Here is a 14,041-nt window from a genome sequence, read left to right as displayed (position 1 = left end):
CATATATTTCTGACTCCTTGTGTCGGCACTCCCGGCAACTGCTCCTGCATCCATGCAGTCGTGCTTCGTTACAAATCCGGTCACATAGCTACGGCTATGCTCCGTTGTGCCTCACATGGTACCAGCCCAAGTACCCAGAAATATTCGATGCCATATGGCAGCTTATACAGTAATCAACTCCGGAGCTGTGTACCGGTTAGCGGTCAGAAATTGCATGAATAATAATATTGCTACTATTTCCCCTAAACATCCCATTGAAACAACCCTGTTTGACAATCCCACAACGGCACAGGGGGTTTCGGTTATTCCACCGGAACAGGTGTCGTCTTTATTGGCATTGCCGGATGAAATCCTGATGAAAATTGCAAAAAGCCTGGCTCCCGTTGATTGCAGAAGTCTGGATTTGACCAGTAGGCGATTAAATACACTTTTTAATACTGAAGAACGGCTGAAAACCCTGGCCGCTCGATATTATGGCCCTGCTTCTTTAGCCTATAGAAAACTGATTGAAAACATGGATATACCCGCTGTTCCGGGCAATGTAATTCGAGACCCTTTGTTATGTCTTACTCATTTACGATACGTAAGCAATCAATACCTGGCTTTCCTTGGACGTAAAGCCGGGCAAACCTGCGTGGTGACACTGGATAGGCATATTGGCAGGGTGAACTCAGTTGCGGCATTGGCCAATGGGCAGCTGGTTTCCTGCACTGGTGACGGTAGCATCAAGTTGTGGGATCTGGGCAAGCCCGCCGGGCAGCAATGCATGGCGACGATGCATAATGGCAGTTGGGTGAGTTCAGTTACGGTATTGGCCAATGGGCGATTGGCTTCCTGCTCTGATGATTCGATCGTCAAGGTGTGGGATCCGGGCAAGCCCATTGAGCGACAATGTGTGGCGATGCTGATTGGGCATACCCGCTGGGTGAAATCTGTCACGGAATTGCCCAATGGTCGGCTGGTTTCCGGTTCTTTTGACAAAACGATGAAGGTGTGGGATCTGAGCAAGCCCTTTGGACGGCAATGCGTGGAGACGCTGTATGGCCATACCGGCTGGGTGAATTTTGTCACGGTATTGTCCGATGGACGTCTGGCTTCGTGCTCTGATGACAGCTCCATAAAGGTGTGGGATCTGAGTAAGCTCCCCGGGAAGCTGTGTGTGTTGAGCCTGAATGGGCATATCGACAGCGTCAACTCAGTCACGGAACTGCCCGACGGGCGACTGATTTCCTGCTCTCATGACAGAACCCTGAAAGTATGGGATCTGGGCAAGCCTGATGGGCATAAATGTCTGGCGACGATCAATGGACATACCGGCAAGGTATTCTCTGTCGCGCTATTACCTGATGGGCGGCTGGCTTCGGGCGCTGCTGACCATACCGTAAAGGTGTGGGATCTGAGCAATCCCGAAGGTCAGCAATGTGTAGCGACGCTTGGTGGTCATTCAGGCCGGGTATTCGCTGTCACGGCATTACCCAATGGGTGGCTGGCATCCTGCTCTGAAGACAAGACCGTAAAGGTGTGGGATCTGAGTAAGCCTGACAGGGTTAACCCGGTCACGACAACAGCCGATGGGCAGCTGGCTTCCAGCCCTGCCAAGTGGAGAAAAATTGTTGCTTGATCATGTAAAAAAGTACCAATCATATTGTCTGCCTCCTGTAGAGTGTGTTTGGGCTGATGCAACATTGGCTCCTGACGATCAGGCACCGGCATAACTTCAGAGTTGTTTACTGGTATGAATAATAATATCTGTACAAATGCTATTGCTTTAACTCACCCGCACAGGGGAATAAATCCCTCTGACAACCACACAAAAGAAAATACGGCACAGGGGATTTCGGTTGTTTCCCCACAAGAGGTATCGCCTTTACTGGCATTACCAAATGAAATCCTGGTTAAAATTGCTGACGGTCTGACTTCCTCTGATTTGAGAAGTCTGAATTTGACAAGCCGACGATTACACACAGTGTTTAACACCGAAGAACATCTGAAGATTCTTGCCAACGATATTACGGCTCTGCTTTTGCAGTCTATAGAAGAATAATTGATAACTGGAAAATACCGGCTGTGCCAAACAATGTAATTAAAGACCCTTTACTGCGGCTTGCTTATTGGCGACACACAAGTAATGAATTCCTGAAAAATAATCCCGAACAAACCGCCGTGGCAACGCTGAATGGCCCTGCTCGCTCAGTGCCCTCTGTTACTCCATTGGCTGATATTACCCTATTGCCCGGTGGGCTACTGGCTTTGTCCCATTACGAGACCATAAAGGTGTGGGATCTGAGCAATCAGCAATGCGCGATGATGCTGAATGGGCATACTGACGTGGTGAGAACAGTCACGTTATTGGCCGATGGGCTGCTGGCTTCTCGCTCTGATGACATGACAATAAAGGTGTGGGACATGAGCAAGCCTGACGGGCAGCAATGCGTGGCGACACTGGTTGGTCATTACCGGGCGGTGCATTCAATTAAACTATTGCCTGATGGTCTGCTGGTTTCCTACTCTTATGACACAACCATAAAGTTGTGGAATATCATGAGCCCAAACGAGTCAATCAAGCAGATTGATTGACTCGTGTTGCAGGTCATGAATACATGGTCGGCTACTTATCAGGCAATGAGCGACAGTTCCTGTACAGCTACTGAGAGCATGGCGAGGTTTTGCTCCCTGGCCGATTGTATTTCCCGGATCGTCGCTTTCCAGCGATCAATAAGCTCGGCATTTTTTTCCAGCCACTGTGTAAGGCGCTGTTCAGGCTTTCCCTGTGAATGGGTGAGAACATGAATACAGTGATCATTCAGGGTTCGATCCAGCTGATCTTTCAAGGATGACTGTGCTTTGCGTTGCCAGAGATCATTAACTGGCAATTGACGAATACGTTCTCTTAACCAGGGCAGGCAAAGGTGGTCTTCAAGGGCAAAAAAGATCGAGGCCACATCAGTGACAGTGAGTTGATATTCATTAGCCACACTGACCATAAACAGTACGTAATAAAGGTATCGAAGGCCCGCACAGGTTTCCGCCAGTGTTTGCGGCAGTTTTGCTTGCTGTAGCCGGGTCACTCTGCCACCGAGCCAGGCACAATCTTCCTCTCCCAACAGCTGTGCCAGTTGCCCACTGACGGCACAGACACCGGGTTTGTAATGACTGATGAGCGACTCTATATCCCCGGGGCTGCCATGATTCTTCAATAACCAGATGCAGGCTTTTTCGATATGCTGCTGTACCCGGAACAGCTCGACTCTCTGGATATCGTCTTTGACAGCAAAACCCAGGCTTTCAAACTGATCCCAGATGGAGGCAATGGAAAAGATCTCCTTGATCGCCATAAATGCCCGGACACAATTTAGCTCGGAACTTCTGGTTTCCTGCTGGATATACTCAATAAACGTTGCCCCCATTCGGTTGCCAACCTCATTACTGAGATGGGTCGCCAGTATTTCAGTTTTTAACGGATGGTGCCTGATCTGATCAGGGAACTGGTGGCGAAGCTGTGATGGAAAATAGTCCGGCAGTTTTGCCGCCAGTATCGGATCGTCAGCAACGTTGGCTGAGACCAGGGATTCAAACAGCTCCAGCTTGGTGTGGGACAAAAGAATGGCTATTTCCGGCCGGGTAAGGCCTTCGCCGGCTTTCACCCTGGCCTTGAGTTCTGTGTCGGATGGCAGGCCGTCCTGAGCCCGGTCAAGACGTCCTTTCTGTTCGAGCTTCCTGATCAGGAAGCGATGGTCATTAAATAACAGAACATTTTGTTGCAGGCTCAGGCTTAGTCTCTGACTCTGTAAAAAGTTATGCCTGAGCACCAGTCTGGCAATCTCATCCGTCATACTGGCCAGCAGACTGTTACGCTGCTTTATGGTTATATCACCATCATCCACCATCTGATTAAGAAGAATCTTGATGTTTACTTCATGGTCTGAGCTGTCGACTCCCCCTGAGTTGTCTACAGCATCGGTATTGATCAGGCCGCCTCTGCCGGAGAACTCAATTCTTGCCAGCTGAGTCAGGCCCAGGTTTCCGCCCTCCCCTACCGCGCTGGTATTCAGTTCGCTGGCGCTGATCCTGACATTGTCATTGGACCGGTCCCCGGCATCGGCATTGCTTTCACTGCTGGCTCTTATGTAAGTACCAATGCCACCATTCCACAACAGATCCACTGGCGCTTTCAGAATGGTTTGAATAAGTTCTGCCGGTGAAAGAGCGGATTTATCCGTGGCCAGTACGGTTCTGGCCTGCTTACTCAAAGGAATGCTTTTCAGTTGACGACTGAATACGCCGCCACCTTTTGATATTTTGTTGCGGTCATAGTCGTCCCAGGTTGACCGGGGTAAATTAAACAGGCGCTGACGTTCACTGAAACTGATGGAAGTATCAGGGTCCGGATCGATAAAGATATGCTGGTGGTTAAAGGCGGCAATCAGACGAATATGGTGAGAGAGCAGCATGCCATTGCCAAATACATCACCGGACATGTCACCAATACCGATGACCGTAAAATCCTGAGTCTGGGTATCTATTTCACGCTCTTTGAAGATCCTTTTTACCGACTCCCAGGCACCCCGGGCAGTGATCCCCATTTTCTTGTGGTCGTAGCCCAGGCTGCCACCCGAGGCAAAGGCATCCCGCAGCCAGAACCCATAGGATTGGGCTACATCGTTGGCAATATCGGAAAAGCTGGCAGTGCCTTTATCCGCTGCGACCACAAGGTAAGGGTCATCATCATCGTAGCGGATAACCTCTTCAGGAGGGGTTATGTTACCGCCCTGCAAGTTATCGGTAAGATCCAGAAGACCGGAGATAAACGCTCGATAACAGGCAATGCCTTCTGCCTGTATTTCTTCCCTGGAGCCATTGGCCGGGAGATTTTTGGCGACAAAGCCCCCTTTGGCTCCGTGCGGAACAATGATGGCGTTTTTTATCCTCTGGGCTTTGACCAGTCCGAGAATCTCTGTGCGGAAATCTTCCATCCGGTCTGACCATCGTAACCCTCCCCTGGCAATTTTACCGCAGCGCATATGGATACCTTCAAAGCGTGGCGAGTAGACAAATATTTCAAACATGGGCCTTGGGTGAGGTGAGGCTGGAATCTTTTCCGGTTGCAATTTGAACGACAGATAACCTTTTGGCTCCCCCTGTTTCTGATAGACACTGGTTCTCAACATGGCCTCGATGACGCTCAGAAAGTGACGCAGGATCCTATCTTCATCAAGGTTGGCAACACTGTCCAGCAGCTGGTAAATCCTTGCAGAGCAGGCATTGGCCATGGCCTGGCGGTCACCACGGAAATCCGGATCAAAGCGAATGCTGAACAGGTCTGCGATTTCACACACCACCGATGGGTTGCTGTTCAGGACTTTCTGCATATAACTCTGACTGAATGGGACTTGCAGTTGCATCAGGTATTTGGACAGAGCCCGGATGAGCACCACCTGCTCCGAGTGCAAACCTGCTGAAATCACCAGCCCGTTGAAGCCGTCATTCTCCATTTCCCCCTTCCAGGTGCGAATAAACACCTCATGGAACTGCTCCCGCAGCCGGGTGTCTTCAAGGTTGGTGTGGTTTGATACTTCCGGTGGGTTTATATTGGCCGTCAGGGCATTGTCATGGCCATCAGGCTCAATACTGAAATCAAGTACCCAGGCACTTTGCTGACGGTTGGGACTGATGGCGTAGGGTCTTGCGCTGCAAACCCTGACGCCCATCTTTTCAAGAATGGGAAGCACATCCGAGAGGGCCAGGACAGGCCCTTTGCCAAGCACCCGAAAGTGCCATCGATAGTGGTCAGTAACCGGGCGGTAGAGACGGGTTTTTATCTGATGACTGTCTTTTAACGATGACAGGCGTTGAATGTCTGCTACTGCCTGGCGGGGGGTGACATCCTCTCGGTACGCAGCGGGAAATGCCTGCAGATAACGCTGTGCCATGCGGTTGCCACAAGCCTCGCCAAAATTCTCTTTTAACGCCTGTTGCAGGTGATCTGTCCAGTTCAGCATTGCTTCATGAATCATGGCTTCGAGCCGTTCAACATCGATATTCTGTTGATTGGCATGACGACAATGTACCGTAAATTGCAATTGTGCCATTGGGTTTTCCGATAGCTGGACATTGAAGTCGATGCTGTTGCCATTTAGCTCACTGAGCAGGATCTGTTGCATTTGCAAGCGAAGTTCCGTATTGAAATTATCTCTCGAAACGTAAATAAGCACGGTAATAAATCGGTCGTAAGGGTCGGGACGAAGGAATACTTTCAGATGCCGTAATTCGTGGCAGTCAAGAATTCCTTTAATGACAGCCTTGAGTTGTGCAAAACTTGCCTGCAGAAGCTCGTCTCTCGGGTAGTTATGGATGATGTGGCGCAGGGCGTTACCCCGATGACTGTTTACCGGGCAGCTGTCGCTTTTTAGCAGCATTGTTACTTTCTTTCGTATCAGCGGAATTTCATCCAGCGGAACGTTGTATGCGGTTGATGAAAACAGTCCGAAAAAACGCCATTCTCCAGTCACTACACCTGCATCGTTAAATTGCTTTATCCCGATATAGTCCAGGTGAGCGGGTCGATGAACCGTTGAACGGCTGATGGATTTGGTGATGACCAGTAACTCGGGTGCCTGAATTTGTGCGGCAATATGGGGTGACAGCTCCTGCTCAACCGGATGATGGGAGACTTCCCGGAACGTCCCCAGGCCGGTTTTGAGGTTGGCACGCAGTGTTAATGTATTTGATCCATGGATGATTTCATAATAGCGAAAACCGATGAACAGAAAATTGTCTTTTTTCAGCCAGTTCATAAAAGCAAGTGCTTCTTTGAGTTCAACGTCCGGTAATGGCAATGGGTGGGTTTGACACCATTGAATGGCATCATTCAGCCTGCCTTGCATTGCCTCCCAGTCAGAAACCACTTTGTGAACATCCGTGACAATACCCCGGATACCGGCAGCGACCTTGTCTAAATCCAGTTGTTCTGGTTGCCGATCTATTTCAGCCCGAATAACGGCCTCGGTCATTTCTGCCTGTGGCGTGCTGATGGCTTGCAGCTGACCGGTGCTGTCCCTTGCCAAACGAAGGGTGGGGTGATTGAGGCTGTAAACTTTTATTTTCTGACGATCAAGCTCCATCAACACAGAAGACACCAGAAATGGCATATCATCCGTGATGATTTCCACAATGCTGTGTGTGCTGTGCCAGTGGTGGGTTTCCGGTTCCGGGTTGTAGACGCGGATCTTGATTTGTTCAGGCTGTCGGGCCTGAAGAAACTGCCACAGGCACAGTAGTGCGCCATAGCAGTCATCGGTATTGATCCGGCTCTGATCCTTGCCGTTGACTTCCCGGTAATAGGCATCAGCAAGCGCCTGTATTTGTTCATATTCTTTGTTTGACATGCGCTTTGCCAAAAGTGCTTGAACCTGATTAACGATGATGGCTCGAAAATCGGTAAGGCGGTCCATGATATTCCCCAGTCATTGGCATTGAAAATGTCAGCCTGACTTTGCTGACAACTTTTTCGTCAAATCAAGATAGTCGATTGATAGCCCACCTGCCTCGCGATAGCTGATTTTTTCGGGGCCACTGATCATCCGTACTGCTCGTTGGATTTGCAAGCGATATCCAATTCTGGTATAAAGCCCGATCCCTGTATAGGGTAGCTGCTGATGAGTCTGGAAGGTCTCTTGACTCTGTAACCAGACCTGCCCAAAGCAGACACTGGAGTTAAGTTTTCTGGCCTTACGGCTGGTGATTTTGGTTTAAGAGACGGTTTGAGAGGCCATCCACATGTCCAAGGTTTGTCAGGTTACCGGCAAGCGTCCGGTCACCGGAAATAACGTTTCCCACGCTCAGAACAAAACCCGTCGTCGCTTCGTGCCTAACCTGCACCACAAGCGCTTCTGGGTAGAAAGTGAAAAGCGCTTTGTGCGCCTGCGTGTTTCTGCAAAAGGCATGCGTATTATCGACAAGAAAGGCATTGATGCCGTTCTGGCTGATCTGCGCACCAGCGGTCAAACTTTTTAAGTCGATTGGCAGGAGCATAAATCATGGCTAAGGGTATTCGTGAGAAAATCAAGCTGGTTTCCAGCGCAGGTACTGGTCACTACTACACCACCACCAAAAACAAGCGTAATACGCCTGACAAACTGGTGTTCAAAAAGTATGACCCGGTGGTTCGCAAGCACGTCGAGTACAAGGAATACAAGATCAAGTAAATCTTGTTGGCTTTGCTCTGGTCCGTATCAGGCAAACTGATCCGGGCCACCATCTGTTGCGCTTCTCCCTATATTTTCATGACAGTTCCATAATCAGGTAACTCCATTATGGGTGCGCTCTTATAATGGAACATCAGCTGTAGATCATGATGAAACGGGCACTTCTTTCGCCAGCAGGGATGCCGAAGAATATGCACTTTGCCCTAATCAGATGCTATTTTGAGTCGATATAAAACCGGTATGGATTTTACGACCTTTACCCGCCTTTTTCCCGGCTCTTGCTATAAGTCCTTAAGCCTGCATCGACAGGTGATTTTGGATGCCCTGGTGTTATTGAACAAGCAGTGGCAGCGCCGGTTGACCGGCGATGGTCAGTGTTATGAACAGGAGAATTGGCTTAATGATTTTCTGCCGACTGTTGCAAAATTGGAGCAGGAAATTCTGGCCAGATTAACCCAACCAACATTGACCGCGCAGCACAAGGGAAAGATGCTCACCCTTTTGCAGACTCAAAATAACCTGGCGCACCTGATATGCCGACTGGCTGAACGATTAACCTATCGATCATCCAGGCTTGGTGAGGATTTGCAGCGTTCTGTAGAACAGCTAAATCTGCACTTTGCCCGTGTTGTATACAGCTTGAAGGCTGGTGTTACAAAACAGGATCGCTTGGGCATCCCGGGGTTCAGAAAACAACAATCCCAGGCTTTGCTGGAGGCTAATCAGGAAATAACGATTGCTGTGAATGAGTTGCGTAATATAATTTCAGCCTGCAAAGGTAAGGTCTTTCAACATGAAGGCGAATTAGATCCTCTGGATATGGCTCTTTTACTGCTGTCTCTTGACGATATGGATGACCTTGCACTCTGGATTCACTCAATGGTTATCCACCTGCAACAGCTAAGTAGGTAACACGAATATTTCATAAACGTGCTCCCGATCTCGCTTGCCGTTCTATGGGAGCTTTGCTCAATCGACCGTACTTCCCGGCGATCCCTCACAAACTCCCCTGGAGCGACAAAGTCCCAGGTTTTGGCATCCTGCGTCGCCCTGACTCCCACATTCATGTGGCGAGAGTTTATGAAATATTCGGGCTAACCATATGAAATCATAAGAGGGTTTTGGCAAAATCCTGTAGCTATTTAATAATGCACTCTGCCCGCTTTTTCTGTGTTTTTTCCAGATACTCCTGAAAGGCTTTTGGCAGTCTTCCAGTGGTTGAACCCTCCCAATGCACGATTTGTCCGGCGGAATTTTCGTATTGGAAGATATGCCTTGTGACAGTACGTCGACGCTTTCCGGTTTTTCCTGGCTCGCTAATGTTGTCCAGATCGGAGAGCGTAATACCCAGTTCCACCATTTCTTTTTGAATAGCGACAATATCTTTCATTTTTTTCTGTCGTTTTGCATCTTCTTTAACTCTGGATTGCAATTTTTCCTTATGCACACCTTTCAGGCGATCCAGAATCTTTTCCAGATCCTGAATACTGACATCTTTGAATAGTGAGCGAATCCGGGATTTACTCCCTAGCCGATGATGTAACTCATCCAGTAATTTCATTTTATACCCTCAATCTACTGGAGCCTGTCCGTATGAAAAAGCCAATGAGGTGTCAATACGGACATTAAAATAGTCAACAAATTTGTGTTAAGCCGGACTGGAACGGTTACCTGTCCGTTATACGGGTATGGAGTAATTCACAGAATGCTTCTGATTATTACGTGTTTAATATGAGTAAAAGTAATGTATTTTGATTGATTGGCAAGAAAATGATTTGACGGAACCATCTCTTTCGCCCCGTTGTTTTTAGCAGAGCTGTACCGTTTTACTTAAATAGCAAACCATATGAAATCATATATTTCTGGCTCCTTGTGCCGACACTGTGCTTTGTTACAACTCCGGTCACATAGCCAGCAATATACGATTCCATTTGGCCAACTACTTATAGCTATCAGACGATCAGATACATTGAAAGGATCCTGCTTATCCGTCGATAACAGAGGCTATAGCCCTCTACTTTCAGCTCATGGCTTGTTGGCCTGGATTAGTGACTAAAAAATATGCTCGGACGCATTTTTCTTCCTGCAGCACTGTTGCTGTTGACTTACGGCTTTTGGATTAGCTCAGAGTTTCAGGTGATCACGGCTGGTGTGGTTATTTTTCTGCTGGGCATGGTTTATCTGGAAAAAGGGTTTAAGGTCTTTACGGGCGGGTTACTCGAGGCGTTCCTTCAGAAAACCACTGACAGTCTTTGGAAAAGTCTGACCTTTGGGATCACGACCACTGCTGTCCTGCAATCCAGTTCACTGGTTTCTGTCATTGTTATTTCATTTCTCAGTGCCGGCCTGATTGGTCTCACTGCGGGCGTTGGCATCATTCTGGGGGCAAATCTCGGCAGTACTGTCGGAGCATGGTTGGTTGCCTTGTATGGTATGAAGTTGAAGCTGATTTCATATGCCATGCCATTACTGGTTTTTGGTTTGATTCTGAGGAGTCAGCGGGAAAAAACATTCAGTGGTTTCGGCTGCATCTTGATGGGTATTGGCTTTCTCTTTCTTGGTATCCATTACATGAAAGAAGGTTTCGAAGCATTCCAGAATGTGATTGATTTCAGCAGTTTCTCCATGGAAGGCATGCAAGGCATTCTGGTATTCACCCTCTTTGGCGTTCTGGCCACCATCATTATGCAGTCAACCAATGCAGTAATGGTACTTACCTTTTCCGCCCTGGCAACGGGTCAGCTGACTTACGATAATGCATTGGCTCTGGCTATCGGTTCAAACATCGGTACAACCATAACGGCAGTACTCGGAGCGATGGGGGCAAATGCGGCAGGGAAGCGGTTAGCGGTAGCACATATTACGTTTAATGTAGCCACCGCTATTATGGCTATCCTTTTGTTACCCCAGTTAAAGCTGCTTGTGGACTTTACTAGCGGATTTTTTCCGATTGAGGCAGACGACCATACCCTGAAGCTTGCGCTATTTCACAGCATGTTTAATGTCATGGGAATAGTCATTCAACTGCCTTTTATTCAGCTGCTTATCCGCTGGTTGGAGACGCTCTTTGTCGATTCTTCCAGACAGTCTCCCCTGAATCTTGCGACTGAGGATAATCCTGCCATTCACCGGGCATGCTACTTAACCCCGGCAACATTAAATTATCCAGATACCGCGTTAAGGGCTCTGACTCTGGAGTGTGACCACTTATACAGAAATACATTGGAACTGATCTGTTACGGGATATATCTTACCGGTGACAAGGTGAGGGAGTCGGACAATCTGAAGGACCTGGTGAATAGCTGGATGCGTGATGATCAGCCCTGGACCATAAAAGAGCTGTATATCCGACACATCAAAGGTATCTATGGGGACATTATTCACTACTCAGGGGCAATAGAAGGGAATCTTCCAAGACCTCAGGTGCAGGAGTTATTTGCGCTTAAAGTGGCCTGTCGTGATTTTGTCCAGGCCATCAAACATGTAAAGCATATCTATAAGAATATGGGGCAATACCTGCATTCCGATAATGAGCAGATACGCCATCAGTATAATCAGCTCAGGCTTTGCCTTGCCTCAGTCCTGAAGCTTATTGATGTGTTGGGAGTACGACAAAATTATGATCGTATTCGTCAGCATGCGCAGCAGTTAAAGCAAGAGCTAAGCGAGCAGGATGAGCTGATGCACAGAAAATTGAATGAACTCATACGCTCCAATCAGGTTGACTCGTTTATGGCCAGTTCCTTGATGAATGACAGTGCCCATGTACATGACGCCTGCACCAGTCTTATCGATGGGGCCGTGATTATGTTAACCAGGGATCGTGAAGAATACCGAGAGATTGAACTTAATTTTGATGCTCGTTCCAACCCCCCAAAACACTTCAGCACCTGAAAGCATGTCAGACTCAAAAGCGGTAAAGGGAACAGCCCGGCTGTATCGCTGTCTGGTTTAGACCCACTGAGCAAGGCTTGAAAAGCTATTCCACACAGGCAGGGGTCATACAACCATTAACTTGAAGCCTATTTTCACCATATAGCTTCGTTCTGAATCAAAGTATGCTGCGGTCAGGGGGTGTTGTTCTAACCATTCATCCGGGAAAAACACGGATATAGTGGTGCCGGATACGCTGATGGAATATTCCGGTAAGGTATCGTCGCGGCCATGACTCAGCACATTGGCAATTCTCAGCAAGATAATCAGCTGCATCAACTTGCGTGATACCGCTTTTGGCCAGGCGGAGAGAAGTGATTTGGATATGGAACGCCGGTGCCCCCTGACGAGCAGGGCAAGTTGCTGTTGCTCTCTCTTGCTAAACCCCATCAGGTCAGAGTTATCAATCAGGTAAGCACCATGTCGATGGTACTGAGTATGGGATATATCCAGCCCTATCTGGCACACTCGCGCTGCCCAGGAAAGCAGCTCAAGATCCCTGTCGCCCAGACCCCAGATATCGGCTGTCATGGCAAAGCAGTTATGGGTATGGTTCATAACCCTGAAGGCCTGTTGCTCATCAACATGATAGCGGCTCATCAGGGCATTTATGGTTCGCTCCCGAACGTCTTCATGACGGTCCCGGCCGAGCATATCGTGCAGAACCCCCTCCCGAAGTGCCCCGTCCGAGTAATGCATACGCTCAATGCCAAGCGCATCGAAGCCTGCCATGAGAATGGCCAAACCTGCTGGAAAAATCGCCTGACGATCAGGCTTCAGCCCGGAAAAACGAACACGACTGATCCGGTTGAACCTCAGGACTTTGAGCTTGAGCATCTCAAGACTGTCCCGGGTGATGGCATCTCTCTCTCCCATAGCCTGAAGAATGCTGCTGACGGCACGGATTGAACCTGATGACCCGACGGCATCAACCCAGCCCAGGCGGGTAAATGATTTTTCAATATTCAGTAATTCCAGCCGTGCCGCATAGTAAGCGGACTGGAATCGTTGTGGAGTTAACTCTCCTGTGCCAAAAAAACGGTCGGTATATACCACACAGCCCATGTGCAAGCTTTCCATCAACTTTGGCTCAAAACGTTCACCAATAACGAACTCGGTACTCCCGCCCCCAATATCCATCACCAGGCGGCGATCATTATCATCGGACTGGGTCTGGGCTACCCCAAGATAAATGAGACGAGCTTCTTCCCTGCCTGCAATAATTTCAACCGGATAGCCCAGGATTGACTGGGCTTTTCCTACAAAAACATCGCTGTTCCGCGCTTTACGCAGGGCATTGGTACCCACCACTCTGACTGCTTGAAAGGTATTGCCAGAGAGGTATTGGGCAAACTGCTCCAGGCAACTGAAGCCTCGCATCATTGCCTCAGGCGTAAGCTCGTCGTGCTGGTTAAGCCCTGCTGCCAACTGAACTTTTTTACCCAGCCTTTCAACGGGTCGGATTTCGCCTTGATCCACTCTGGCAACAATCATGTGAAAGCTGTTTGAGCCAAGGTCTATAGCGGCTACCAGTGGTAGGCTGCCGGACTGTTTACGTCCTTCTTTCGTCATGGTATTTCATAGTTAATGTATTGAAAAAATAGTATGTTTTTCAGTTATTTCAACGCTCGTTTTGCGAGCCGGGCAATACTTGATTGAGCACCAGGGCATGACCGATGTTAGTTAAAAGGTTAACTTTATTAGCGTTATGCCCACAAATCTTAATGGCTATTCTCAATTTTTTGTCATCCTTGCTGCGGAGTCGCCCGGACGGGCGCTCTTTTCGGACAGCCTCTTGGGGGCAAAGCGGCATTGATGGCTGAAAAACAGGAATCATATGGCAATCATATTAGGAATTGTCTTTTAATAAGTTCCCGATTTCCGTTCACCCTGAGCTTGTGAAG

Annotated in this window: 10 protein-coding genes; 7 read left to right on the top strand and 3 right to left on the bottom strand. The window is 48.6% G+C overall.

Going from position 1 to position 14,041, the window contains the following annotated elements; translation table 11 throughout:
• Positions 1–214: 214 nt before the first annotated feature.
• From KDK14_RS17840 to KDK14_RS21865, 3 genes are all read left to right on the top strand, one after another.
• Positions 215–1,621, top strand: coding sequence for a hypothetical protein (locus KDK14_RS17840; RefSeq protein ID WP_257266544.1), 1,407 nt, complete (start codon positions 215–217; stop codon positions 1,619–1,621).
• Between the two features lie 114 nt (positions 1,622–1,735).
• Positions 1,736–2,044, top strand: a complete 309-nt coding sequence (locus KDK14_RS17835) for an F-box protein (RefSeq protein WP_257266543.1) — start codon at positions 1,736–1,738, stop codon at positions 2,042–2,044.
• 23 nt (positions 2,045–2,067) lie between these two features.
• Entirely contained in the window at positions 2,068–2,577 is a 510-nt protein-coding gene (locus KDK14_RS21865; RefSeq protein ID WP_257266542.1) for a hypothetical protein, read from the top strand.
• A gap of 38 nt (positions 2,578–2,615) precedes the next feature.
• Here KDK14_RS21865 and KDK14_RS17825 read toward each other — a convergent pair whose 3' ends face one another.
• Entirely contained in the window at positions 2,616–7,451 is a 4,836-nt protein-coding gene (locus tag KDK14_RS17825) for an NAD-glutamate dehydrogenase (protein ID WP_257266541.1), read from the bottom strand.
• A 325-nt stretch (positions 7,452–7,776) separates the two neighbouring features.
• On the opposite strand from KDK14_RS17825, the gene rpmB reads away from it, so the two are divergent.
• The 3 genes from rpmB to KDK14_RS17810 all read left to right on the top strand — a co-directional run bounded on the left by rpmB (position 7,777) and on the right by KDK14_RS17810 (position 9,116).
• The gene (gene rpmB / locus KDK14_RS17820; protein ID WP_257266540.1) at positions 7,777–8,013 is read left to right on the top strand and encodes a 50S ribosomal protein L28; all 237 of its coding nucleotides are present in this window, start codon (positions 7,777–7,779) and stop codon (positions 8,011–8,013) included.
• A 23-nt stretch (positions 8,014–8,036) separates the two neighbouring features.
• A complete protein-coding gene (gene rpmG / locus KDK14_RS17815; RefSeq protein ID WP_034834535.1) occupies positions 8,037–8,204 on the top strand; it encodes a 50S ribosomal protein L33 in 168 nt (55 codons plus the stop codon).
• A 219-nt stretch (positions 8,205–8,423) separates the two neighbouring features.
• On the top strand, positions 8,424–9,116 hold the full coding sequence (locus KDK14_RS17810; RefSeq protein ID WP_257266539.1) for a hypothetical protein: 693 nt from the start codon (positions 8,424–8,426) through the stop codon (positions 9,114–9,116).
• Between the two features lie 226 nt (positions 9,117–9,342).
• Here the strand turns inward: KDK14_RS17810 and KDK14_RS17805 are convergent, their stop codons facing one another.
• Entirely contained in the window at positions 9,343–9,765 is a 423-nt protein-coding gene (locus KDK14_RS17805; RefSeq protein ID WP_257266538.1) for an H-NS histone family protein, read from the bottom strand.
• Positions 9,766–10,265: 500 nt separating this feature from the next.
• Here KDK14_RS17805 and KDK14_RS17800 point away from each other — a divergent pair, with 500 nt between their 5' ends.
• Entirely contained in the window at positions 10,266–12,098 is a 1,833-nt protein-coding gene (locus KDK14_RS17800) for a Na/Pi cotransporter family protein (RefSeq protein ID WP_257266537.1), read from the top strand.
• Between the two features lie 105 nt (positions 12,099–12,203).
• On the opposite strand, the gene KDK14_RS17795 is transcribed toward KDK14_RS17800, so the two are convergent.
• A complete protein-coding gene (locus KDK14_RS17795; protein WP_257266536.1) occupies positions 12,204–13,709 on the bottom strand; it encodes a Ppx/GppA phosphatase family protein in 1,506 nt (501 codons plus the stop codon).
• Positions 13,710–14,041 lie beyond the last annotated feature (332 nt).

It is taken from the genome of Endozoicomonas sp. ONNA2 (genome assembly GCF_024606365.1).
Taxonomy (GTDB): domain Bacteria; phylum Pseudomonadota; class Gammaproteobacteria; order Pseudomonadales; family Endozoicomonadaceae; genus Endozoicomonas.
This window is presented reverse-complemented; position numbering and strand designations above follow the sequence as displayed.